Genomic DNA, 20,623 nt, shown 5'->3' with positions numbered 1-20,623 from the left:
TGCCTGCCCTGTGACGGGCACAACAAAGCGCTAGTAATTGGAATTGTAGGCCAGCCGATCCAGCGCAACGAACAGTTACGCAGACCTCTGGCCCCGGCTTGACCAGTGAACATCGGTATGCTGCGATCCGGTTTCCGGGGTGCCACGACGCTGTGGACTGGGCCCTACGAGCGGTGACTCTGTTGCCCCTTTACCGACGGCGACTACTTGGTGTCGTCTGCCTTCGGCGTGGATCCGGGGGCCTTCCTTGCGGCAGTAGCAGCAGATGTGGAACCCGTGCCGGACTTGATGTCCTTACCCGCGTCCCCTGCTGATTCCTGCGGCTCGTCAACGTGGCCCGGATCGCTTTGGTTATCTGGGAGATTACCACGCGAACCAGTATCTGAGACAGATGCGTCCACATCATGACTGGTGACGCTGGTCACCGCAACGGGCTCCTTTTCCGTTTCGTTTTCAGGCTCGCGGCCCGGCAAATAAGGAGTATCAGGCACCGGCCGGCCCCGTCTGCCAAGGATAAAGAAGATTGCCAGTGAGGCGACGAACACAAAAATGCTCGTCCATACGTTGAGCCTGGTAGTGATGCCAAAGAGGCTTATCTGCTCCGCGTCGTCAATGCGCAGCGCTTCAATCCACACGCGCCCAAGGGTGTAGTAAACGGCGTACAGCCAGAAGAGCCGGCCCCAACGGAAGTTGAACTTCTTGTCCAGCAGCAGCAGGATGGCGACGCCAACCAGGTTCCACACCAGCTCGTAAAGGAACGTGGGGTGGAAGAGCGTACCCGCGGCCATGTCCGGCGGGAAGTTGGCATTCGCGGGATCAATCTCAAGGCCCCAAGGCAAGGTGGTGGGAGCGCCGAAGAGTTCCTGGTTGAACCAGTTTCCTAAACGGCCGATTGCCTGCGCGAGCAACAGTCCGGGGGCAGCTGCGTCAAGGAAGGCGGTCAGTTTGACGCCGGCACGCCGGCAGCCGATCCACGCACCAACAGCGCCAAGGATCACGGCACCCCAAATACCCAGACCACCGCGCTGGATCTGGGGAATCAGGGAGAGGTCGCCCGTGCCGTCAAAGCCGGGCCCAAAGTACGCGTCCGGTGAAGAGAACACGTGGTAGAGGCGGCCGCCGATGATGCCGAAGGGAATTGCCCAGATGGCGATGTCCCACAGGCTGCCCTCGGGGGTACCGCGGCGCTTCCAACGAGCCGAGGTCAGCCACAGGCCAACGATGATGCCCGCCAGGATGCAGAGGGCGTAAGCGTGGATGCGCAACGTCCCCCACGGCAGCGGAATGTCGAATCCGGACCACGATGGGCTCGGGATACTCAGTGGGACCATTGCCGCTGCGTGGAGGACGGTCTGCATTCGCTTCGCTGTTTCCTTTTCCTAGGCTTCTGCAGCTGCGCGGCCCAAGCCGGCGCTGAGGTTCTTGGTGAGTTGTCCGACGGCGTCCACGCCGCCATCGCGGAGGGCCGCCACCAAAGCCGTACCCACGATCACGCCGTCCGCATAGGCAGCGATTTCGCGGACGTGATCCGGGTTGGAGACGCCCAACCCCACGCAAACGCGTTCGGCACCGGCCGCATGGGCGCGGGCCACTACGTCTTCAGCGCTGCTGCTGACGGAGGTGCGCGTTCCGGTGACACCCATGATCGAGACAGCGTAGACGAAGCCGCGGCTTGCCTTGACCGTCATGTCCAGTCGCTCCGGAGTGGACGAGGGCGCCACAAGGAACACCCGGTCCAAGCCGTACTTATCTGAGGCTTCGAACCACTCATGAGCCTCGTCCGGGACCAGGTCCGGAGTGATGAGCCCTGCTCCCCCGGCCTCGGCCAAACGGCGAGAAAACTCATCCACGCCCATGCGCATGACAGGGTTCCAGTACGTCATGACCAGAACGGCCGCATCAGTAGCTGCGGTAATGCCGGCAACCACGTCAAAGACGTTGGACACCCGGAATCCGTTGGAAATCGCTTCGGTGGTAGCGGCCTGGATGACAGGGCCGTCCATCACGGGATCGGAATACGGAATGCCGATTTCGATGAGGTCAGCACCGTTGCGGGCCAAGGCTATGCCGGCCTCGATGCTCTCCTGAACCGTCGGGTAGCCCGCGGGGAGGTAGCCCACCAGCGCGGCGCGGCCGTCTGCTTTTGCGCGGTCAATGGCGCCTGCGGATTTGCTGGCGAATTCTTCAGTCATCACTTCTGGTCCTCGTTGACATCCACGGCTGCTTCGGACGTGTGCTCAGTTGGCCCCTTGGGCTTTCGCGTGGACAGCGTAGTGCCCTTGACGTGCCCTTCCTCGTCCAACATGTTGAACCAGGCAGCGGCAGTCTCCACGTCCTTGTCACCGCGTCCGGACAGATTGACGATCACCGTCACGTCCGAGGGAGTTTCCTTGCCCTCCGTGAGCCGCTTGCCGATCTTGATGGCACCGGCCAGGGCGTGCGAGGACTCAATGGCGGGAATGATGCCCTCGGTCCGGCAGAGGAGGCTGAAGGCATCCATGGCCTCTGTGTCGGTAACGGCCTCATAGGTCACGCGCCCGATGTCGGCCAGGTACGAGTGCTCCGGACCAACGCTCGGGTAGTCCAAGCCGGCCGAAATGGAGTGGGACTCGATGGTCTGGCCGTCCTCGTCCTGCATGAGGTAGGAGCGGGCACCGTGCAGTACGCCTGGACGGCCCAGGGAAATGGCAGCCGCGTGGCGGCCCGTTTCCACACCTTCGCCGCCGGCTTCAAAGCCGTAGATCTTCACGGAAGCGTCATCAAGGAAAGCGTGGAACAAACCAATGGCGTTGGAGCCGCCACCGATACATGCAGCAATGGCGTCAGGGAGCTTGCCGGTTTGCTCCAGGATCTGGCTGCGCGCTTCTTCGCCGATAACTTCGTGGAAGTAGCGGACCATGGCGGGGAAGGGGTGCGCACCGGCTGCTGTGCCCAGAAGGTAGTGGGTGTGCTCCACGTTGGAGACCCAATCCCTAAGGGCATCGTTAATGGCGTCCTTGAGCGTCTGTGAACCATTGGTTACCGGAACAACCGTGGCGCCCAGCAGCTGCATGCGGGCCACGTTCAAGGCCTGCCGACGGCAATCCTCCGCACCCATGTACACCACGCACTCGAGGCCCAGCAGGGCTGCGGCCGTGGCACTCGCAACGCCGTGCTGACCGGCACCGGTCTCAGCGATAACGCGGGTCTTGCCCATGCGCTTCGCGAGGAGTGCCTGGCCCAGGACGTTGTTGATCTTGTGGGAGCCAGTGTGGTTGAGGTCCTCGCGCTTGAGGAAAATACGTGCTCCCCCGGCGTGCTCCGAGAAGCGCTTGGCTTCGGTCAGCAAGGAAGGCCTGCCTGAGTAGTTCTTGTTGAGGTCCTTCAGCTGAGCGATGAAATCGGGATCAGCTTTGGCTTTCTCAAAAGTGTCTTGGACTTCGTCAAGGGCGGCGATGAGCGACTCGGGCATCCAGCGTCCGCCATAGCTGCCAAAGTAGGGCCCCGATGCATTCCGCAGCGAAGGGCCACCTTGGAGGAATGCGTCCGCCGCATTCTCTTCTGAGCCGGCTGTTGGCGCGTCGACCATCAGTCTCACCGTCCTGTTCCAGTTAGTTCATTGGGTAGTTCCACGTGCCACAAGGCAGCCGCAGGCTTATGCCCGGGCTGCCTTGCAACTATTCGCCGTGATTCAGTTACTGCCTCAGTTCCTGACGGCGATGGCGGCAGCTCCAGCTGCCTTGAATTCAGTGATGCGTTCGCGCGGCGTGGAGTCGCTGACCAGCGCCTCCCCCACCAGGATGGCGTTGGCGCCACCAGCGGCATAATGCGAGACATCCTCCGGACCCCGGACGCCGGATTCGGCCACGATGACGGACTCAGCCGGAATCAAACCGGCCAGCGATCCAAAAACGGAACGATCGACGTCGAGCGTTTTGAGGTTGCGGACATTGATGCCGATGATTTTGGCCTGCGCCGCAACTGCGCGCTCGATTTCTTCCTCGGTGTGGGTTTCCACGAGCACGTTCATTCCAAGCTCATGGCTCAGCGCACTGAAGTCGGCAAGCTCGGCGTCGGACAATGCAGCGACGATCAGCAGGATGAGGTCGGCGCCATGGGCTCGGGCTTCCCAGATCTGGTACTCGTCAACAGTAAAGTCCTTACGCAACAACGGCGTTTGGACGGCGGCACGCACCGCGTCGAAGTCAGCCAGCGAGCCGCCGAACCGGCGCTGTTCGGTGAGGACGCTGATGACGGAAGCTCCGCCGTCGGCATACTGCACTGCGAGGGACGCAGGATCGGCGATGGATGCGAGATCACCCTTGGATGGACTGCGGCGCTTGATTTCAGCGATGACTTTGAGGTCGTTGCGGATGGATGAGGGGCCACCCAGGGCTGCCCACGCATCACGAGCAGGAGCAGCGTTTGCGGCGCGCTCCTTCAGCTCCGCGAGGGACACGAGGCCGCGGCGGACCTCCATGTCCTCCTTGACGCCAACAATGATGTCATCAAGAACGGTCACGATTAGTGGCCGTTGTTCTGCAGCTTGCTGCCGCCAACTCCGTAGCCTGCCTTACGCATGACGAAGCCCACGATCAGGCCAATCACCATGACGACCAGTCCGCCGACGAAGATCGGGGTGCTGGCGATGACGAAGGCGATGGAGGAAATCAGGGCGCCGACCAGCATCACGAGTACGCAGGTCCAGGCAGCCGGGCTGTTTCCGTGACCGATGGCGTCAGCGTGGCTGGCCATGGTGGATTCCGCTTGGTTGTTGGACACTGTGGTTTTGCTCATGTGAAATCTCCTCAGGATGAATACTGCTTACATTCTGCCATTTATTGACGACGCCCGGGACATCGCCGGGCGTCAGGACGGGTGGTGTCGGCTTTGTTGCGCCAGACCCACCCAAAAGTCCGATGTGACTGCCTACGTCGGGTCTTCGCCGCGCGAAAGACTGTCCCAGCTATCGATCTCGTCCACCGGTTCGCCGCCGTTCTTCTTACCCCGCACTCCGGCGTCGTACTTGGTGCGCGAGGTCCAGTAGCGCCCGGCCAACGGCAAAGCTATGGCACAGATCGCCAGGAGAGAACCGGCAACGATGGCGAAGACCGGGAACACCGTGACGGCGGCGTCGGCCTGCCCGCCGGAAACTCCAGTGGCTGCAGCGATGGCTCCTTGTGCGGCTCCCAGGGGATCCATCATCACGGTGATAGCCGCGAGGATGATTCCTGCGGCAGACAAGGCGATGAGGAGCGCGATGATCCAGCGGGCAATTTTCCCTGCGATGGATGCAGCCAGGCCGCCCGCCAAGGCGGCCACGGCCAGCGCTGTGACGGCGGTGGCAGCCTTGCTTCCTTGGACATGGAGGTCGCTGTTGGATGCGCCCGCGGGGTCCAGGCGCACCTCGATCCAGGTCTGCGTCGTGGCACCGAAAACGGCCAGCGCAAGGATGGTGGTAGCAAGGACCAGTGTGGATTTCCGCGCCCAACGCGGTGACTTCCTGACGGAAGGCGCAGGCGATGCCGTACTCATGAGCCGGGGGTCCTATCCCCGGATGCGTCCGCATTCCGCACGGCGTCCGCGGCAATGTTTTGCAACGACCCGGCTGTATGCACGGCCCGCAGGGGTGCCGCGGCCTTGTTCACCGTCTCCAAGGCTTCGGAAGGCTTGTGCGAATCGGCCACGATTCCGCCACCGGCCTGCACGTAGGCACGGCCCTCACGGAGCAGCGCGGACCTGATGGCAATGGCCATGTCCATATCGCCGGCGAAGTCCAAGTAGCCAACCACGCCACCGTAGATGCCACGCCGGTGTGGTTCGAGCTCATCGAGCAACCTCAGCGCGCGGGGCTTGGGTGCCCCGGACAACGTGCCGGCCGGGAACGTCGCTTTGAGGACGTCGTAGGCCTTGGCATGGGGGGCGAGCTCGCCAACCACAGTGGACACGAGGTGCATGATGTGGCTGAACCGCTCCACTTCCATGAACTGCGTGACATCCACCGTTCCGGCCACACATACCTTGGAGAGGTCGTTGCGTGAAAGATCCACCAGCATCAGGTGCTCGGCGCGCTCTTTCTGATCGGCCAGCAGTTCTGTTGCCAAGGCCTTATCCGCCTCAACCGTTTTTCCGCGGGGGCGCGAACCGGCGATGGGGTGGGTGATGACTTCCTCACCGGTCACCGTCACCAAAGCCTCCGGTGACGAACCGACGATTGAGTACTCCCGGCCGTCCGCGTCTTCCAGGCTGAAGAGGTACATGTACGGGCTGGGGTTGGTATTGCGCAGGACGCGGTACACATCCAGCGGGTCCGCGGCACACTCCATCTCGAAGCGCCGGGAGATCACTACCTGGAAAACCTCGCCGTCGACTATGGCTTCCTTGCCGCGGTCAATGGCTTCCAAGTACTTGGCCTCGTCCCAGCGTTCCTGAACGCTGGAGGCGAAGTCCAGGGCCGCAGTTTCCAGCACGGAGACCGGCTGGGCAACAGGCGTACTGATCTGGTCCAGCAGCCCCTTCACCCGGGCTACGGCGTCGTGCCAGGCGTCATCCACACGTTCGGAACTGTCATCAAAGTTGATCGCATTGGCGATCAGGAGGACCGTGCCGTCCACATTGTCATGCACCGCCATGTCGGTGACCAGGTTCAACGCCATCTCCGGCAGCTGGAGGTCATCCTCGGGCGGGGACGTCAGGCGCTCCCAGTGGCGCACTGCTTCCCAGCCGAGGAAGCCAACCAAACCGGAGGTGAACGGTGGCAGGCCGTCAAAGCGATCAGTCTGCAGAGCAGCAATGGTGTCGCGCACAGCTTCTACAGGGTTGCCTGAAACCGGCACGCCAACGGGCGGCTCACCGATCCAGTGCGCTTCACCGTCTTTGGTGGTCAGTGTGGCGCGGGACTTGGAACCGATGAAGGAGTAGCGGGACCAGGCGCCGCCAACCGCTGCTGACTCCAGGAGGAAGGTACCGGGCTGGCCCTTGGCAAGCTTCCGATACAGGCCGATGGGGGTCTCGGCGTCGGCCAAAACCTTGAGTCGGACAGGGATGACACGGCTGTGGACGGCGAGTTCGCGGAACTCTTCCAGGCCCGGGCTGATGATTCCAAGGTCCTGCATGGCTATGTTCTCCGCCTTATTGTCTGAGGTGGTGCGTCAGTGGAAAGTGGTGGGTGCCTTATTCGCGGTGGCCCGTAACGACTGTGAAGTCGCGACCATCAAAGCAGGTCCGGGTTCCGGTGTGGCAGGCTGCGCCGATTTGGTCCACGCGGATCAGAAGGGCGTCGCCGTCGCAGTCAAGGGCGACAGACTTCACGAACTGTACGTGTCCGGAAGTGTCGCCCTTGCGCCAGTACTCCCGGCGGGAGCGGGAGTAGAACGTGACCCTGCCGGATGTCATGGTGCGGTGCAGTGCTTCGTCATCCATCCAGCCCAGCATGAGGACCTCGTTGGTGTCGTGCTGCTGCACGATTGCTGCAACGAGGCCGGAAGAATCCCGTTTAAGGGCGCTGGCGATCTCCTGCGGCAAGGGGCTTGCGGGGTCGCTGGAAAGCTCCGCGGCAGGAGTTGGGCTGGGGGCGGACTGCTCTGACATCAGATCAAGTCTAGTGCCTTCGGCGGGAGCCGGATTCTGCGGCGGTTCCACTGCGCAAGAGTGCTCCGATCGTGCTAGTTTCACAAGTGATGCATTTCGTCGATCCTTCCCGAGAAGTACTGGCCGAAACCCTGCTGGCGGCCGGGCCTGACTCCCCCACGCTCTGCGAAGGGTGGTTGACCCGGGATCTTGCCGCGCACTTATACCTGCGCGAACGGAAGATCGCCGTGGGTCTGGGGCTACTGATCCCCAGCCTGGGCAAGGCATCCGAAAAAGCCACCTCCAAACTCGCTGCCAAGCTGAAGAGTTCCGACGCCTACGCGGACCTCGTCAAGACGTTCCGTGCAGGTCCGCCGGCGCTTTCCCCCTTGAAGATCAAGGCGCTGGATGAGACATCAAACCTCATTGAGTACTTCGTGCACACGGAGGACATTCGTCGCGCCGGTGACCGCTGGGCGCCCCGGGCCTTGGATGAAGCCTATTCGGACGCCCTGTGGGACGAGCTGATCAAGCGTGCCGCGTTCCTGTACCGCGGCGTTGACCTGGGCATCGTGCTTGTGCGGCCCACCGGCCCGCGCCATGTAGCCAAGCGGGCTCCCGTCTCCGTAGCAATTGTCGGTGAACCCGGAGAACTGCTCATGCACGCACACGGACGCACCAGCCAAGCCCTTGTCACCTTCGAAGGCCAGCCGGACGCCGTCGCGCTCCTGCAGTCCGCCGATATCGGTCTGTGACCACCAACAGGCTTAAACCAGCAACGGAGAGTCACCTTCAAGGTGACTCTCCGTTGCTGTTTACGCCTGAAAGCTAGCGGACTTCGAACCCGGCGTCGCGGATCGCGGTCTTGACCTGGGCAATCATGTCGTCGGGACCAAAGTGGAACACCGATGCTGCAAGGACGGCGTCAGCGCCTGCCTCCACCGCAGGCGGGAAATGGGCAGGCACTCCTGCCCCACCCGAAGCGATGATCGGAATGTTCACTGCGGCCCTGACCAAGCGAATCAATTCAAGATCGAAGCCGTCTTTGGTGCCGTCCGCGTCGATGGAGTTCAGCAGGATTTCCCCCACGCCCCGGTCGGCTGCTTCCTTGGCCCACGCGACGGCGTCGATTCCGGTACCGGTACGGCCACCGTGGGTGGTCACTTCAAAACCGGACGACGTCGGTTGGTCACCTTCGCGGGTACGGCGCGCATCCACGGAGAGCACCAGCACCTGGGAGCCGAAGTGGCGGGTGATTTCATCGATCACATCGGGCCGCGCAACCGCAGCAGTGTTGATGGACGCCTTGTCCGCACCAAAGCGCAGGAGTTTGTCCACTTCCGCCACGCCACGGACGCCGCCGCCCACGGTCAGGGGAATGAACACTTCCTCTGCGGTGCGGCGAACCACGTCGAACGTGGTTTCGCGGTTGCCGGACGACGCAGTGACGTCCAGGAAGGTAAGTTCGTCCGCTCCGCCATTGTCGTAACGGTGCGCGAGTTCCACCGGATCACCGGCGTCGCGGAGTCCTTCAAAGTTGACGCCCTTGACGACGCGGCCGGCGTCGACATCCAGGCAGGGTATGACGCGTACGGCTACAGCCATGTGCTGCTCCTCAGTTCTCTGTGCTCTGCTGCTTGATGCGCGACTGGATTGATACGCGGGTCAGATACGGCAGGCGTGGATGCTGCTGACCAGGATGGCGCGCGCGCCGAGGTCGTAAAGCTCGTCCATGATGCGGTTGGTTTCCTTTTTGGGAACCATGGACCGCACGGCCACCCATTCGGAGTCGCGCAGCGGCGAGACCGTGGGTGATTCAAGGCCCGGGGTCAGTGCTGCGGCGTCTTCCACCAGGTCCTTGCGGATGTCGTAATCCATGAGCACGTATTGGCGAGCCACGAGGACGCCCTGCAGGCGCCGGATGAGGATCTCGATTTCCTTGGCCGTCCCGTTGGCAGCGCCGCCCGAGCCGGAGCGACGGATCAGCACGGCCTCGGATTTCAGGATGGGATCGCCGAAGATCTCCATTCCGGCAGCCTTGAGGGTGTTACCTGTTTCAACGACGTCGGCGATCGCGTCCGCAACGCCGAGGCGTACCGACGATTCCACCGCGCCGTCCAAACGGACCACCTTGGCGTTTACGCCGCGCTCAGCGAGGTAGTCCCGCAGGAGACCGTCGTAACTGGTGGCGAGGCGCTTGCCTTCGAGCTGCTCGACGCCGCTGAAGTCACCTACGGGGCCGGCGAAACGGAACGTGGACGGCGCGAAGCCCAAGGGAAGCAGTTCTTCGGCTTCTACCTTTGCGTCAAGCAAGAGGTCGCGACCCGTAATGCCGACGTCCAGGGTTCCTTGGCCTACATAGACCGCGATGTCGCGGGGACGGAGGAAGAAGAACTCAATGTCATTGTCGGGATCAACCATGACCAGTTCACGGGTGTCGCGGCGCTGGCGGTATCCGGCCTCGGACAACATTGCCGAGGCGGCTTCGGACAGGGATCCCTTATTGGGGACTGCTACACGGAGCATTGGGAGACTTTCTTTTTGGAATGGAGGTTTTCAGGCACCTTGGCCACGCAGGGGGCTCCGCTAAAGGCAAACGGAGTGGCGTGGCTAGAGATGCTTGTAAACGTCTTCCAGGCTGAGGCCCTTGGCGAGCATGAGGACCTGCAGGTGGTACAGCAACTGGGAAATTTCCTCAGCGGCGGCTTCGTCCGATTCGTACTCCGCGGCCATCCAGACTTCGGCGGCCTCTTCGACCACCTTCTTGCCGATGCCGTGGATTCCGGAGTCCAGTTCGGCAACCGTGCGCGAACCTGCCGGGCGGGTCGCTGCTTTCTCACTCAGTTCTGCGAACAGCGTCTCGAAATTCTTCACGCCCTCCAGACTACTTGCTTGGGGGCGGCCACCGCTTGTTGGGGCGTTGCATGACGAAGGGGATGTGAGTGAAGACACACCCACATCCCCTTCGATCCAAGGCTTCTAGCTGAACTGCTTGAGCGTCACAGCCGTGGCGAGGGCGGCGGTCACCGCTTCGTGGCCCTTGTCCTCCTTGGAACCGGGAAGGCCGGCACGGTCGATGCCCTGCTGCTCGGTGTCGCACGTGAGGACGCCGAAGCCGACAGGCACTCCGGTGCGAACACTGACATCGGTGAGTCCCGACGTCGCAGCCTGACAGACATAGTCGAAGTGCGGGGTTCCGCCGCGGATGACCACTCCGAGTGCTACGACGGCGTCGAAGTGCGGCGCGAGCCTGGCTGCGGCAACCGGAAGCTCAAAGCTGCCCGGGACCCGCAGCAGCGTGGGTTCCGCAATGCCGGCTTCCTTGGCTGCGCGGAGGGCACCGTCAACCAGTCCATCCATGATCTGCGTGTGCCAGCTTGCCGCCACAATGGCCAGCTTCAGCTGCGAGGTTTCCTCCGGGTTGAGGGTGGTGAGGTCAATAGTGGGTGCGCCGTGGCCGCTCATATTTGCTGGAATCCGTTCAGTCTTGGTTGTTGTCAAAAGAGTGCGTTGAAGGTGTCTTGCCATTGCTGACCGGCTCGACATCGAGCGTCAGCCGGTGGTCCATCCGGTCCTTCTTGGTCTGCAGGTAGCGAAGGTTCTGTTCACGCGACGGCACCTCGGTGGGCACCATCTCAACAACAGTCACCCCGGCCTTGTCCAGGCGGTGCTGCTTGTCCGGGTTGTTGCTTAGCAGCCTGACCTCGTGCAGGCCCATCTCCGCCAGGATCTGTCCGGCCGCGGCGTATGAGCGCGCATCAACCGGCAGCCCCAGCTGCTCGTTGGCTTCCACCGTGTCAAAGCCGGCTTCCTGCAGCGCGTAGGCCTTGATCTTGTTGGCCAGCCCGATGCCGCGGCCCTCTTGTCCGCGCAGGTACAGCAGGGTTCCGCCCTCAGCGTGGATAAGCTCCAGGGCATAGGCCAGTTGCTCTCCGCAGTCGCAGCGGTAGGAACCGAACACGTCACCGGTCAGGCACTCCGAATGCAGCCGCACCAGGGGCGCACGGCCACCTTTGGGCGGGTTGGGGGAACTCACGGCAAGGTGCTCGTGGCCTGTCTCGTGGTCCGTCCAGGCCTGTGCAACGAAATCACCAAAGGCCGTAGGCAATTGCACGATCGGCCCGCCGGTCACAGGGTGCGGCGCGGGGCCGGTGTGGTCGCTGTTGTGTGTGGTCGATGCGGTCATCGCTTCTCCTCGTCCTCCTGTGAAACACGTGCCGTCTGGGACTCTACCGCCTCAACATATGACACCAGGTCCTCGATGGAGATGAGGGGGCATCCATGTTCAGCGGCGAAGTCGCGCAGGCTGTCCAGGCGCATCATTTCACCGTCGTCATGTACCAACTCTGCGATCACACCCACCGGAGCAAGCCCGGCAAGACGACACAGGTCCACGGCAGCTTCCGTGTGACCCGGACGTTCACGCACTCCCCCGTTAACTGCCCGCAACGGGAAAATATGCCCGGGGCGGGTGATGGATGCCGGAGTGCTGCTTGGATCAGCCAGAATCCGTGCCGTCAAGGCCCGGTCAGTGGCTGAAATTCCGGTGCTGACACCGATCGCGGCGTCGCAGGAAACGGTGTAGGCGGTTCCCTTTGCGTCTTCGTTGATCTCCACCATGGGCGGAAGGATGAGGGCGTCCGCACGTGCTCCATCCAAGGGGACACAGATGACGCCGGATGAATACCGGATGGTCCAGCCCATGAGGGCCGGAGTGGCGTGTTCGGCGGCAAAGATAATGTCGCCTTCGTTCTCGCGGTCTTCGTTGTCCACCACGATCACGGCTTGGCCCGCCGCCATCGCCGCGATAGCCGATTCAACAGGATCGAGCCCCGTACGGCGCTCCCCCGTAGGTGTTGTCTTGGCAGGAGCGCTCATCGCGCACCCCCCTGCTGGGGTGCGAAGGACAGCAGGCGTTCTGTGTACTTGGCCAGCACATCCACTTCGAGATTCACGCGGCCTCCCACCGCCTTGGCACCCAGGCCTGTTTCTTCCAGCGTGGTGGGGATCAGTCCCACTTCAAACCATGGTGCCGTTTCGGCGGCAGGACTGACGGCGGTCACGGTCAGTGATACACCGTCGACGGCGATCGAACCCTTTTCGGCGATGTACCGCGCCAGCGGGGCCGGCACGCCAAAACGCAGACGGTCCCAGTTGCCCAGCGGCTCGCGTTCCAGCAACTCTCCAACACCGTCAACATGGCCCTGCACCACATGGCCGTCCAAGCGTCCGCCGGCCGGAACGCAGCGTTCCAAGTTCACGGCATCTCCTGGCGTCAGCTCGCCGATGGTCGTCCGGACCAGGGTCTCCCCCATGACGTCCACGCTGAAATCCTGGCCGTCGATCTGCGTCGCGGTCAGGCATACCCCGTTGACAGCAATGGAGCCGCCCAAGGGCAAGCCCTCCGCGGTGGTAGGCGCTTTCAGCCGCAATGTTGCGCTGGCATCTCCTTCATGCTCAATGCTCAGCACAGTGCCTTGCTCAGCAACGATTCCCGTAAACATCAGTGTCCTCCCGTGACATATTCCGCGGCTTCACTGCCCGGAATCGAATTCTTGATAGTGCTCGCGGCACCCCTTGGGGACCGCAGGTGGAGCCGAAGGTCATTGCCGAGGATGCGGACAGCGCCGCCGCCGGCTTCATCCCACGACCAATGCTGTGCGTCGGCCAGAGTGGTGATACCGAGGTCGTTCAGTGCCGGAGTTCCGGATCCCAGCAGCGTCGGAGCGAGGTAGACGATCAGTTCGTCCACCAGGTCTGCCGCCAGGAACGTGCTCAGAATGGACGAGCCACCTTCCACCATGAGGTGCCGGACGCCCTTTTCGAACAGCATGCCCAGAGCTTCTGCCGGATCCCGTGTGGGCAGGTGGACGAAACGCCCGTCATTTCCGCGGACTGCAGCATCTTGGGGGACGTCCCGCAGGCCCATGACGGCACGTATCGGCTGGTGAGCTGAAAGTTCCCCATCCGGCGTTCGGGCCGTCAGCCGCGGGTCATCGACCAGCACGGTTCCCGTGCCTACCAGTATCGCGTCGATGAGTCCCCTGAGACCGTGGTTGTCGGCGAGCGACTCCGGACAGGAGATCCACTGGCTGGTACCGTCCACGGCAGCGATGCGACTGTCCAGCGTCTGGGCGATGTGCAAGGTGACGAACGGACGCTTGGCCGCAACGGCGTCGAACCAGTCGCGGTTCAGGTCCAGCGCCTTCTCGCCTTCCAGTCCGGAAATGACCTCCACACCGGCGGCGCTGAGCGTCCGTGCGCCGCCCGCGGCAGGGTCATGGGGATCGTCGACGGCGTAAATCACCTTCGCGATTCCCGCGGCAATGATGGCCTGGGCGCAGGGGCCGGTGCGACCCACGTGGTTGCAAGGCTCCAGGGTCACCACCATAGTGGTTCCCACGATGTCGATGCCCTTCTTTCGGGCTTCGGAAATTGCGTCAGCTTCGGCATGGGCAGTGCCGGCACCCCGGTGATAGCCAGTTGCCAGTTGCTCGCCGTCAGGACTGAGGATTACCGCCCCAACCAACGGGTTTGCTCCGCGGGGACCGGCCAGGGCCGCCGTCAGCGCGGCGTCCATGGCTTCACTTTCCGCAGCGGTGTAAGAGGTGTCGACGAAGCTCACTGGACAGCTCCCACGGATGCGGCAACGACTGCCGGGCTGGTACCGCGGCCGGCCCGTTCGCGCTTTTCCGCCCGCCACCACACAAAGAAGCCGGTGAGGGTGAAGAAGCCGTAGAACAGGTACATGACCGCGCTGGCGTAGTATCCCGCGCTGAACAGCAGCGGCACACCAACGATGTCAACGGCCACCCAGATCAGCCAGAACTCAGTCCATCCACGTGCCATGCCGTAGGTTGCCAACAGGGATCCCATGAAGGTCCAAGCGTCGGCCCAAACGGGCGGGTACGAGCCGAGGGCGTCAAACAAGGGCGTCAGTGCCGCCGTGCCCGCCACCATCGCACCAATCAGCGCGATGCGCACCTTATTGCTGGCCCAACCGGGGACGATTGCACGCCCCGGGGTGCTTGATTGCCGGCCCTGCTGCCACCGGTACCAGCCATAAATGGCGACGGCGATGAACATGATCTGACGGGCGGCCTGTCCCCACAACGTGGCGGGGGCGGCTGCACCAAAGACGTTGCCCAGGAAGACCGTGAGCAAAAGGATGTTACCGACGATGCCGATCGGCCAAGCCCAGACTTTTCGGCGCATGCCGCCGAGGGCGCTGAGGAGCCCAAAGATGTTTCCAAGCACTTCGCGTAAGACAAGAGCAGATCCTCCAACGGGGATCTGTGCTTCGAAGAGCCATCGCAGTAAGTCCATGCCGTTCCTTCCCAGTAAGCCGCGATGACTCCGGGGGTGTACGACAGCGCAATGCCGGGCGTCGCAAAAGGAACGCCCAAGGCATGACTGTACGTGCTTCTCCCATCCAGACTTTAACTGTCGGTACCGGAATTTCACCAGTTCAACCGTCCGCCATCGATCGCCAATTTCTTGGAGTCCAATGGCTCGCGGGTCGCGGACTATAACCGCCGGTTCGGACTTACACCGACCCCGGAGCACGTATGTGTGTTGTTATTCTGCCACAACTACAAAGATGTCCGGGCTATTCCCGGGCAATCTTCGTAACATGTGGTGACGGTCGTCAGGCTTTCGTAGCGGCCGCAGCCTGACCCGCCGCGCGGAGGCGGTCGATGGCTTCTGCAGGGTCCGCATGTCCATATACTGCCGAACCCGCAACGAACACGTTTGCACCCGCTTCTGCAGCGCGGACGATGGTCTCCTCGGTGATGCCGCCGTCAACCTGAATGGCGACGCCGATGCCCGAACCTTCGATTGCCGCGCGCGCCCGCCGGATCTTGGGCAACGTGATGTCCAGGAACGACTGTCCCCCGAAGCCGGGCTCCACCGTCATGATCAACAGCATGTCCAGCTCGCTGAGCATGTCCAAGTAGGGCTCCACGGGTGTGGCCGGGCGCAAGGCCATGCCTGCCTTGGATCCCCGGGCACGTAATTCGCGGGCAAGCTTGACCGGCGCCATGGCGGCCTCGGCATGGAACGTCACCGAAGCGACGCCGGCATCGGCGTACGCAGGCGCCCAGCGGTCGGCGTCGGAGATCATCAAATGCGCGTCCAACGGCACCGGGCTAACAGCTTGAATTCTCTGAACTACCGGCAAGCCAAGCGTCAGGTTGGGCACAAAGTGGTTGTCCATGACGTCCACATGGACGGCATCCGCATTACTGATCCGTTGCAGTTCCGCCTCAAGGTTGACGAAATCTGCAGACAAAATGCTCGGGTTGATACAGCACTGAGACAAGGCAGCCCCTTCAGTTCGGTGATGGTCGGAAGTTCGGTGAGAGTCGTGTGGGTGGCTACGGCTTCTTGCGGATAATCGCCATGAACATGGCATCCGTCTGATGAACGTGCGGCCACAGCTGGGCAGTGAGCTCGTGTCCAGCGCCGAGGCTGCCGGTAAGGCTGACATCGTCGAGCGCCTGTCCGGCGTCGAGGAGTTCAAGGTCCTCACGCTTGGCCAGCACGTCAGTGACCACAGCAGTTGTTTCGGCCGGATGCGGCGAACACGTCACGTATGCCACCACTCCACCGGGCTTTACGGCGTCAAGCGCTGACTTCAACAAGTCACGCTGCAATGGACCCAGGTCCCCAATGTCTTTGGGAGAACGGCGCCACCGCGATTCGGGCCGCCGCCGCAAGGCCCCAAGACCGCTGCAGGGCACATCAACGAGGACACGGTCAAAGGTTTCGGGCTGCTCCGCACCCACTTCGCGACCATCGCCGGTCCGCACCGTCCAGGCCTCGCTGGGGACAGCCGAAAGTGCTTGCTGAACGAGTTTGGCCCGGTGCGGTGCAGGCTCGTTGGCCAGGAGGGTCGCGCCGTCGCGATAGGCCAGGGCAGCCAGGAGCGCAGCCTTGCCACCGGGACCCGCGCACAAGTCCAACCAGCGTTCACCCTGGGCAGGAGACTCCCCCAGCTCGACTCCGGCCAAAGCACGCGCTACAAGTTGTGATCCGACGTCCTGTACACGCGTGGTGCCGCGCCGCACCGATTCAAAACGGCCAAGGTCCCCGCCGGCGGAGAGAGCCGAATCTTCCACCAACTCACCGGCAGTGGCGCCATGATCGAAAGCTTCGTCGAGGTCCCCCAGGCCGGGCAAGGCCACCAAGTTAACCACCGGGGCAGCGTTGTCGGCTTCAAGGAGGGCGTCAATCTCGGTTTTTGGGCGACCGTGGTTCACCAGGGATTGGCGGAGTGCACGGACAATCCATTGCGGGTGAGCGTGGCGCAGGGCAGCGATTTTGGTCTCGTCGGATTCGTCATCCAGCAGGATCTCCAACCACTCGCCCATGCTGTGGGCAGTGACTTTGCGAAGCACCGCGTTGATCAGGGCCGATGGGCCGGCTCCGATGACGGCGCGTGCCAGGCCGACGGTCTGATCCAGCGCGGCGTGGGCAGGAACGCGCATGGAGAGCAGCTGGTGGGCGCCGATTCGCAGCGCATCCAGGATGGCAGGATCCAGTTGCTCCAGGGGGCGGTCCACACAACGGGCCAGGATGGCATCGTAGGTACCCTGCCCGCGCAAAGCACCGTAGCTCAGCTCAGTGGCGAAGCCGGCATCCCGGCGGTCCAAGCGATGCTCCCGGATGCGTGCGGGTAACACAAGGTTCGCGTAAGCATCCTCGGAAGCAACCGCACGAAGCACTTCGAAAGCAACCAGTCGCGCCGGGTCAGCGCGGCGCGTACGCTGCGACGGGGCATTATTGGTGAAGCCCCTCTGCGGCCCCCTGTTTCGCTCCCGGCCTTGAGCGTTGCGTTTGCTCTCGCCGCGGGCTCCACGGTTGTTTTGTCCGCCGCCGTCCCGGCTCCCGCTGTTGTTGGGGCCTCGCCGGCCGGACTCGCTCATTCGAATACCACTCTCTCGGGTGTTGCCAAACCGCGGGCCCAATCGGCCGGCGACATCATTTTCTTACCGGCCGGTTGGACCCGGCCAAGCTCCACTGCATGGGAACCGGTGCCTACCAGAACCGACTTGCCATCCACCCTGATGCTTCCCGGCGGAAGATCCTTGACCTCGGGCCGGAGAGCTACAGGTTCAAGCTTGACTCTTTGGCCGTCCAAGGTGGTCCATGCTCCGGGTTCAGGGGTAACTCCACGCGCCCGGCGGTTCAATGCAAGGGCCGGCTGCTGCCAGTCCAGACGACCGTCGTCGAGGGTCAGCTTGGGGGCGAGGGAGACCTCCCCGATCTGCGGCTGCGGAGCAGCCTTCCCGGCATCAATGGCGGAAAGGGTCTGGCTCAGCAGCACCGCGCCACTGATGGATAGGCGCTCGAGCAGATCACCCGCTGTATCTTCAGGACGAACTGTTTCGGTCAGTGTCCCGAAGACAGGCCCGGTATCGAGGCCTTCCTCAAGTTGGAAGGTAGCTGCCCCGGTGACGTCGTCGCCCGCGATGATGGAACGCTGCACGGGGGCAGCGCCTCGCCATGCCGGGAGAAGTGAGAAGTGCAGATTGACCCATCCGTGCGTGGGGACTCCCAGGGCAGCTTTGGGAACTATGCCACCGTAGGCAACAATGGCGGCGACGTCTGGCGCATACTTCGCGATTCCCGCCGTAGTATCGGCGTTCACCCTTGCCGCGCGTATGACGTCAATACCGAGTTCCATCGCGCGTGCAGCCACAGGTGAAGGAGTCAGGACGCGCTTGCGGCCCACTGGTGCATCCGGCCGGGTGAGGACCGCCACGACGTCAAAGCCGGCCTTTACCAGCGCATCCAAGGACGGCACAGCCACAGCCGGCGTCCCGGCGAAAAGTACCCTCACTCGGGAGCCCCGAAGCTGCCGCCACCGAAGCTGGAGCCTACGGAATTGGCTCGCTGGGAGGTGGTTTGTTCCGTGATGGCGTGGTAATTGGCGTTTCGGATGGCACGGAGGGCTGCCTTACGGTCATCGCCTTCCAACCGGTCCGTGTACAGGACGCCGTCAAGGTGATCTGTCTCGTGTTGGAAACAGCGGGCGAGCATGCCTTCAGCCTCCACCGAAACCGGATTGCCGTTCAGATCCACGCCGGTTGCCCGCGTGGCCCTGTAGCGGCGCACGGGGAATCCCAAGCCGGGAATGGAAAGGCAACCCTCTACTTCATCCGGCTGGTAGTCCTCGCTGTTTTCCAGGACCGGGTTGATGATGTGGCCTTCCACGCCCCCGATGCGGTAGGTAAACACACGCTGGCTGACACCCACCTGCGGCGCGGCGAGCCCGGCGCCTTCAACGTCTTCCATGGTTTCCGTCATGTCGGCAACCAGCTTGGCGAGCTCCGGACCGAAATCGGTGACGGGGTCAGCTACGGTGCGCAGCACCGGATCCCCGATGATTCGGATACTCAAAATTGCCATCTGCTGTCAGTCCTCACGATCGTCAAACCAGGTTCCGGCTGTTGCGGAGCCTAAGCCAGTTTAGTTGAGGTCATGGCGGCTGCCGGTGCCGCACCGGCTGACGCGAAGACCGGAGGAGCAACAGGCAGCAGTGGCTGCCCGGCCGCAACAACGTCCGCTGACATCTCCCACACCCGCCGGAGGGCGCAGAACTTCCACCAATGGTGCTTGAGGATGTCCGGATTAGCCCGCTGAGGCCGGACTTCAGTCTCACCGATGGCTACTGCAAGCAACATGGGACTGTCTCCGTACTTCCACGGCTCCCATTCACCTGCAACAGGGTCCACCAGGCTTTCCTCGGCTTTCATCCCGGCAGCAAGCTGCATGACCACTTTGTCGTCCAGGGCCTTGACCGTGCCGTCCCGGGTAGTGCCCTTGGTTTTGTAGTCAATCAGGCAGATGCGCCCGTTGATCCGGGCCACGAGGTCCAAGGTCCCGGCATAACCCACCGTCTTGTTCCAGACAGTAATCTCCGGTGCCAAGGGCTCCACCCTGTAGAGCTCCCACCATTCATCAAAACGGGCGGCGAAGGCTTGTTCACCGTTGGCAGCGAGGTCCTCCCTGCATTCCTGCATTCGATGTGGGCGCCCCATGGCCCGCAAAGCTACCTGTTCGCAGTAAGTGTGGACGCGATCTCCGCGTGCGGCCGCCGCGTCCCGGTAAACCTCGGCGGCTTTGGAGGCTTTGTTGATTGCCTGACGGACTTTCGCCGGGCTTCCAAGGATCGAGGGAAGCTCAGGATCCGCAGCGAGGCTGCTCGCCCCCATGTAACTGAACCAACCATCCAAGGCATGCGCCTGTTGTCCGATCACCGTGGTGATGGACGGCACAGAAAATTGCTCAGTGGTGGAGCGGGCGTACATCCGGCCGTAGTCAGTAGCGTGGGCAAGCAGTGGAGCAGTCATATAAAGACTGTGTCATAGAGGGCCGACAGAATTCATCTGCGGGAAGATCAACGCGAACTGCTCTGGAGGCAACCTGGCCAGCTTGCCGGCGAGGATCGGCGCGGTCACTGCGAGATCCCCCATGAGGGTGGCGGTTTCCGTGACGGCTGGGGGCACTTCGGGCTCTTCTTGTTCGCGCATGCTGATGGGTGTCGCGTCCACGTGAATCGTGACGCAGAAAACAAGAAAAAACCCCGCCTGGACCGAATCAATCAGTCCCAACGGGGTTCCCGGTAGTGGGCGATACTGGGTTCGAACCAGTGACCTCTTCGGTGTGAACGAAGCGCGCTACCACTGCGCCAATCGCCCGGGTGCATAGAAAACACTAACGGACCATCGCCGGAATGCAAAACGGATCCTGATGTCCAGGCTGCCCTCGAACTACACCAGTGAAATTACAGCCGTGAAATTCGACCAAATCCGCGCAAACACAAGGATCCAGCCGCCACAGCGATCAAAAGACGGCAACCGATTTGGAGTTTGCAGCAACCTCCTATAGAGTTTTTACTCGTCGGAAAGCGACGGAATGCCTGCAGGGCTGCCCGCCGGTAACGACACTGCGGACGTAGCTCAGCTGGTAGAGCACCACCTTGCCAAGGTGGATGTCGCGAGTTCGAATCTCGTCGTCCGCTCGCAAGGCACTGTCAAGGCAAGAATTCCCCGGAATCCTGCTTACA

General features: G+C 62.6%; 24 protein-coding genes, 2 tRNA genes and 1 riboswitch. Of the genes, 2 read left to right on the top strand and 24 right to left on the bottom strand.

The features are described from left to right. Positions 1 to 203: 203 nt before the first annotated feature. The 8 genes from lgt to hisI all read right to left on the bottom strand — a co-directional run bounded on the left by lgt (position 204) and on the right by hisI (position 7,569). Complete coding sequence (lgt, locus tag ARUE_RS08730; protein WP_014921438.1) at positions 204 to 1,358, bottom strand: prolipoprotein diacylglyceryl transferase; 1,155 nt, start codon at positions 1,356 to 1,358, stop codon at positions 204 to 206. 21 nt (positions 1,359 to 1,379) lie between these two features. Then, positions 1,380 to 2,192 carry a tryptophan synthase subunit alpha gene (gene trpA, locus ARUE_RS08725; protein ID WP_043470039.1) on the bottom strand — a complete coding sequence of 271 codons (813 nt, stop codon included), beginning with the start codon at positions 2,190 to 2,192 and terminating at the stop codon, positions 1,380 to 1,382. Further along, positions 2,192 to 3,568: a tryptophan synthase subunit beta gene (gene trpB, locus ARUE_RS08720; RefSeq protein WP_014921436.1), complete on the bottom strand. Its 1,377-nt coding sequence runs from the start codon at positions 3,566 to 3,568 to the stop codon at positions 2,192 to 2,194. Before trpB ends, trpA begins: the two co-directional genes overlap by 1 nt. Positions 3,569 to 3,682: 114 nt before the next feature. Beyond that, entirely contained in the window at positions 3,683 to 4,501 is an 819-nt protein-coding gene (gene trpC, locus ARUE_RS08715; RefSeq protein WP_014921435.1) for an indole-3-glycerol phosphate synthase TrpC, read from the bottom strand. 2 nt (positions 4,502 to 4,503) lie between these two features. After that, positions 4,504 to 4,776 (bottom strand): HGxxPAAW family protein, encoded by a 273-nt coding sequence (locus tag ARUE_RS08710; protein WP_011774532.1) that lies wholly within the window; start codon positions 4,774 to 4,776, stop codon positions 4,504 to 4,506. 132 nt (positions 4,777 to 4,908) lie between these two features. Next, positions 4,909 to 5,514, bottom strand: a complete 606-nt coding sequence (locus tag ARUE_RS08705; protein ID WP_014921434.1) for a Trp biosynthesis-associated membrane protein — start codon at positions 5,512 to 5,514, stop codon at positions 4,909 to 4,911. Continuing rightward, positions 5,511 to 7,094, bottom strand: coding sequence for an anthranilate synthase component I (locus tag ARUE_RS08700; RefSeq protein ID WP_014921433.1), 1,584 nt, complete (start codon positions 7,092 to 7,094; stop codon positions 5,511 to 5,513). Before ARUE_RS08700 ends, ARUE_RS08705 begins: the two co-directional genes overlap by 4 nt. Positions 7,095 to 7,152: 58 nt before the next feature. Next, positions 7,153 to 7,569 (bottom strand): phosphoribosyl-AMP cyclohydrolase, encoded by a 417-nt coding sequence (gene hisI / locus ARUE_RS08695; RefSeq protein ID WP_014921432.1) that lies wholly within the window; start codon positions 7,567 to 7,569, stop codon positions 7,153 to 7,155. 89 nt (positions 7,570 to 7,658) lie between these two features. Here hisI and ARUE_RS08690 point away from each other — a divergent pair, with 89 nt between their 5' ends. Then, positions 7,659 to 8,303, top strand: a complete 645-nt coding sequence (locus ARUE_RS08690; protein WP_014921431.1) for a TIGR03085 family metal-binding protein — start codon at positions 7,659 to 7,661, stop codon at positions 8,301 to 8,303. A 73-nt stretch (positions 8,304 to 8,376) separates the two neighbouring features. On the opposite strand, the gene hisF is transcribed toward ARUE_RS08690, so the two are convergent. The 16 genes from hisF to ARUE_RS08610 form a co-directional block, all read right to left on the bottom strand. After that, positions 8,377 to 9,153, bottom strand: a complete 777-nt coding sequence (gene hisF / locus ARUE_RS08685) for an imidazole glycerol phosphate synthase subunit HisF (RefSeq protein ID WP_011774527.1) — start codon at positions 9,151 to 9,153, stop codon at positions 8,377 to 8,379. Between the two features lie 60 nt (positions 9,154 to 9,213). Next, positions 9,214 to 10,074: an ATP phosphoribosyltransferase gene (gene hisG / locus ARUE_RS08680; protein WP_011774526.1), complete on the bottom strand. Its 861-nt coding sequence runs from the start codon at positions 10,072 to 10,074 to the stop codon at positions 9,214 to 9,216. An 84-nt stretch (positions 10,075 to 10,158) separates the two neighbouring features. Continuing rightward, complete coding sequence (locus tag ARUE_RS08675; RefSeq protein ID WP_018778638.1) at positions 10,159 to 10,422, bottom strand: phosphoribosyl-ATP diphosphatase; 264 nt, start codon at positions 10,420 to 10,422, stop codon at positions 10,159 to 10,161. A gap of 105 nt (positions 10,423 to 10,527) precedes the next feature. Continuing rightward, positions 10,528 to 11,013: a 6,7-dimethyl-8-ribityllumazine synthase gene (ribH, locus tag ARUE_RS08670; RefSeq protein WP_014921429.1), complete on the bottom strand. Its 486-nt coding sequence runs from the start codon at positions 11,011 to 11,013 to the stop codon at positions 10,528 to 10,530. A gap of 16 nt (positions 11,014 to 11,029) precedes the next feature. Beyond that, the gene (gene ribA, locus ARUE_RS08665) at positions 11,030 to 11,734 is read right to left on the bottom strand and encodes a GTP cyclohydrolase II (RefSeq protein WP_014921428.1); all 705 of its coding nucleotides are present in this window, start codon (positions 11,732 to 11,734) and stop codon (positions 11,030 to 11,032) included. Continuing rightward, positions 11,731 to 12,426: a 3,4-dihydroxy-2-butanone-4-phosphate synthase gene (gene ribB, locus ARUE_RS08660; protein WP_014921427.1), complete on the bottom strand. Its 696-nt coding sequence runs from the start codon at positions 12,424 to 12,426 to the stop codon at positions 11,731 to 11,733. The genes ribA and ribB overlap by 4 nt, the downstream gene beginning before the upstream one ends. Beyond that, positions 12,423 to 13,052 carry a riboflavin synthase gene (locus ARUE_RS08655; protein WP_011774523.1) on the bottom strand — a complete coding sequence of 210 codons (630 nt, stop codon included), beginning with the start codon at positions 13,050 to 13,052 and terminating at the stop codon, positions 12,423 to 12,425. The genes ribB and ARUE_RS08655 overlap by 4 nt, the downstream gene beginning before the upstream one ends. Beyond that, positions 13,052 to 14,173: a bifunctional diaminohydroxyphosphoribosylaminopyrimidine deaminase/5-amino-6-(5-phosphoribosylamino)uracil reductase RibD gene (gene ribD, locus ARUE_RS08650; RefSeq protein WP_014921426.1), complete on the bottom strand. Its 1,122-nt coding sequence runs from the start codon at positions 14,171 to 14,173 to the stop codon at positions 13,052 to 13,054. Before ribD ends, ARUE_RS08655 begins: the two co-directional genes overlap by 1 nt. Then, positions 14,170 to 14,874 carry a nicotinamide riboside transporter PnuC gene (pnuC, locus tag ARUE_RS08645; RefSeq protein ID WP_011774521.1) on the bottom strand — a complete coding sequence of 235 codons (705 nt, stop codon included), beginning with the start codon at positions 14,872 to 14,874 and terminating at the stop codon, positions 14,170 to 14,172. Before pnuC ends, ribD begins: the two co-directional genes overlap by 4 nt. An 89-nt stretch (positions 14,875 to 14,963) precedes the next feature. Further along, positions 14,964 to 15,118, bottom strand: a riboswitch (FMN riboswitch). A 78-nt stretch (positions 15,119 to 15,196) separates the two neighbouring features. Beyond that, entirely contained in the window at positions 15,197 to 15,871 is a 675-nt protein-coding gene (gene rpe / locus ARUE_RS08640; protein WP_011774520.1) for a ribulose-phosphate 3-epimerase, read from the bottom strand. Between the two features lie 55 nt (positions 15,872 to 15,926). Next, positions 15,927 to 17,477, bottom strand: coding sequence for an RsmB/NOP family class I SAM-dependent RNA methyltransferase (locus ARUE_RS08635; protein ID WP_014921424.1), 1,551 nt, complete (start codon positions 17,475 to 17,477; stop codon positions 15,927 to 15,929). After that, positions 17,474 to 18,394 (bottom strand): methionyl-tRNA formyltransferase, encoded by a 921-nt coding sequence (gene fmt, locus ARUE_RS08630; protein ID WP_014921423.1) that lies wholly within the window; start codon positions 18,392 to 18,394, stop codon positions 17,474 to 17,476. The genes ARUE_RS08635 and fmt overlap by 4 nt, the downstream gene beginning before the upstream one ends. Next, complete coding sequence (gene def / locus ARUE_RS08625) at positions 18,391 to 18,963, bottom strand: peptide deformylase (protein ID WP_011774517.1); 573 nt, start codon at positions 18,961 to 18,963, stop codon at positions 18,391 to 18,393. The genes fmt and def overlap by 4 nt, the downstream gene beginning before the upstream one ends. A 50-nt stretch (positions 18,964 to 19,013) precedes the next feature. Beyond that, positions 19,014 to 19,907 carry a cytochrome P450 gene (locus ARUE_RS08620; protein WP_014921422.1) on the bottom strand — a complete coding sequence of 298 codons (894 nt, stop codon included), beginning with the start codon at positions 19,905 to 19,907 and terminating at the stop codon, positions 19,014 to 19,016. Between the two features lie 12 nt (positions 19,908 to 19,919). Further along, positions 19,920 to 20,168, bottom strand: coding sequence for a hypothetical protein (locus tag ARUE_RS08615; protein WP_043470035.1), 249 nt, complete (start codon positions 20,166 to 20,168; stop codon positions 19,920 to 19,922). Between the two features lie 15 nt (positions 20,169 to 20,183). Further along, positions 20,184 to 20,255, bottom strand: a tRNA-Val gene (locus ARUE_RS08610). 250 nt (positions 20,256 to 20,505) lie between these two features. Here ARUE_RS08610 and ARUE_RS08605 point away from each other — a divergent pair. Next, positions 20,506 to 20,578 (top strand) — tRNA-Gly (locus ARUE_RS08605). Positions 20,579 to 20,623 lie beyond the last annotated feature (45 nt).

It is taken from the genome of Arthrobacter sp. Rue61a (genome assembly GCF_000294695.2).
Classification (GTDB): domain Bacteria; phylum Actinomycetota; class Actinomycetes; order Actinomycetales; family Micrococcaceae; genus Arthrobacter; species Arthrobacter aurescens_A.
Note: the sequence above shows the minus strand (reverse complement) of the source record. Positions and strands in the feature narration are given on the sequence as shown.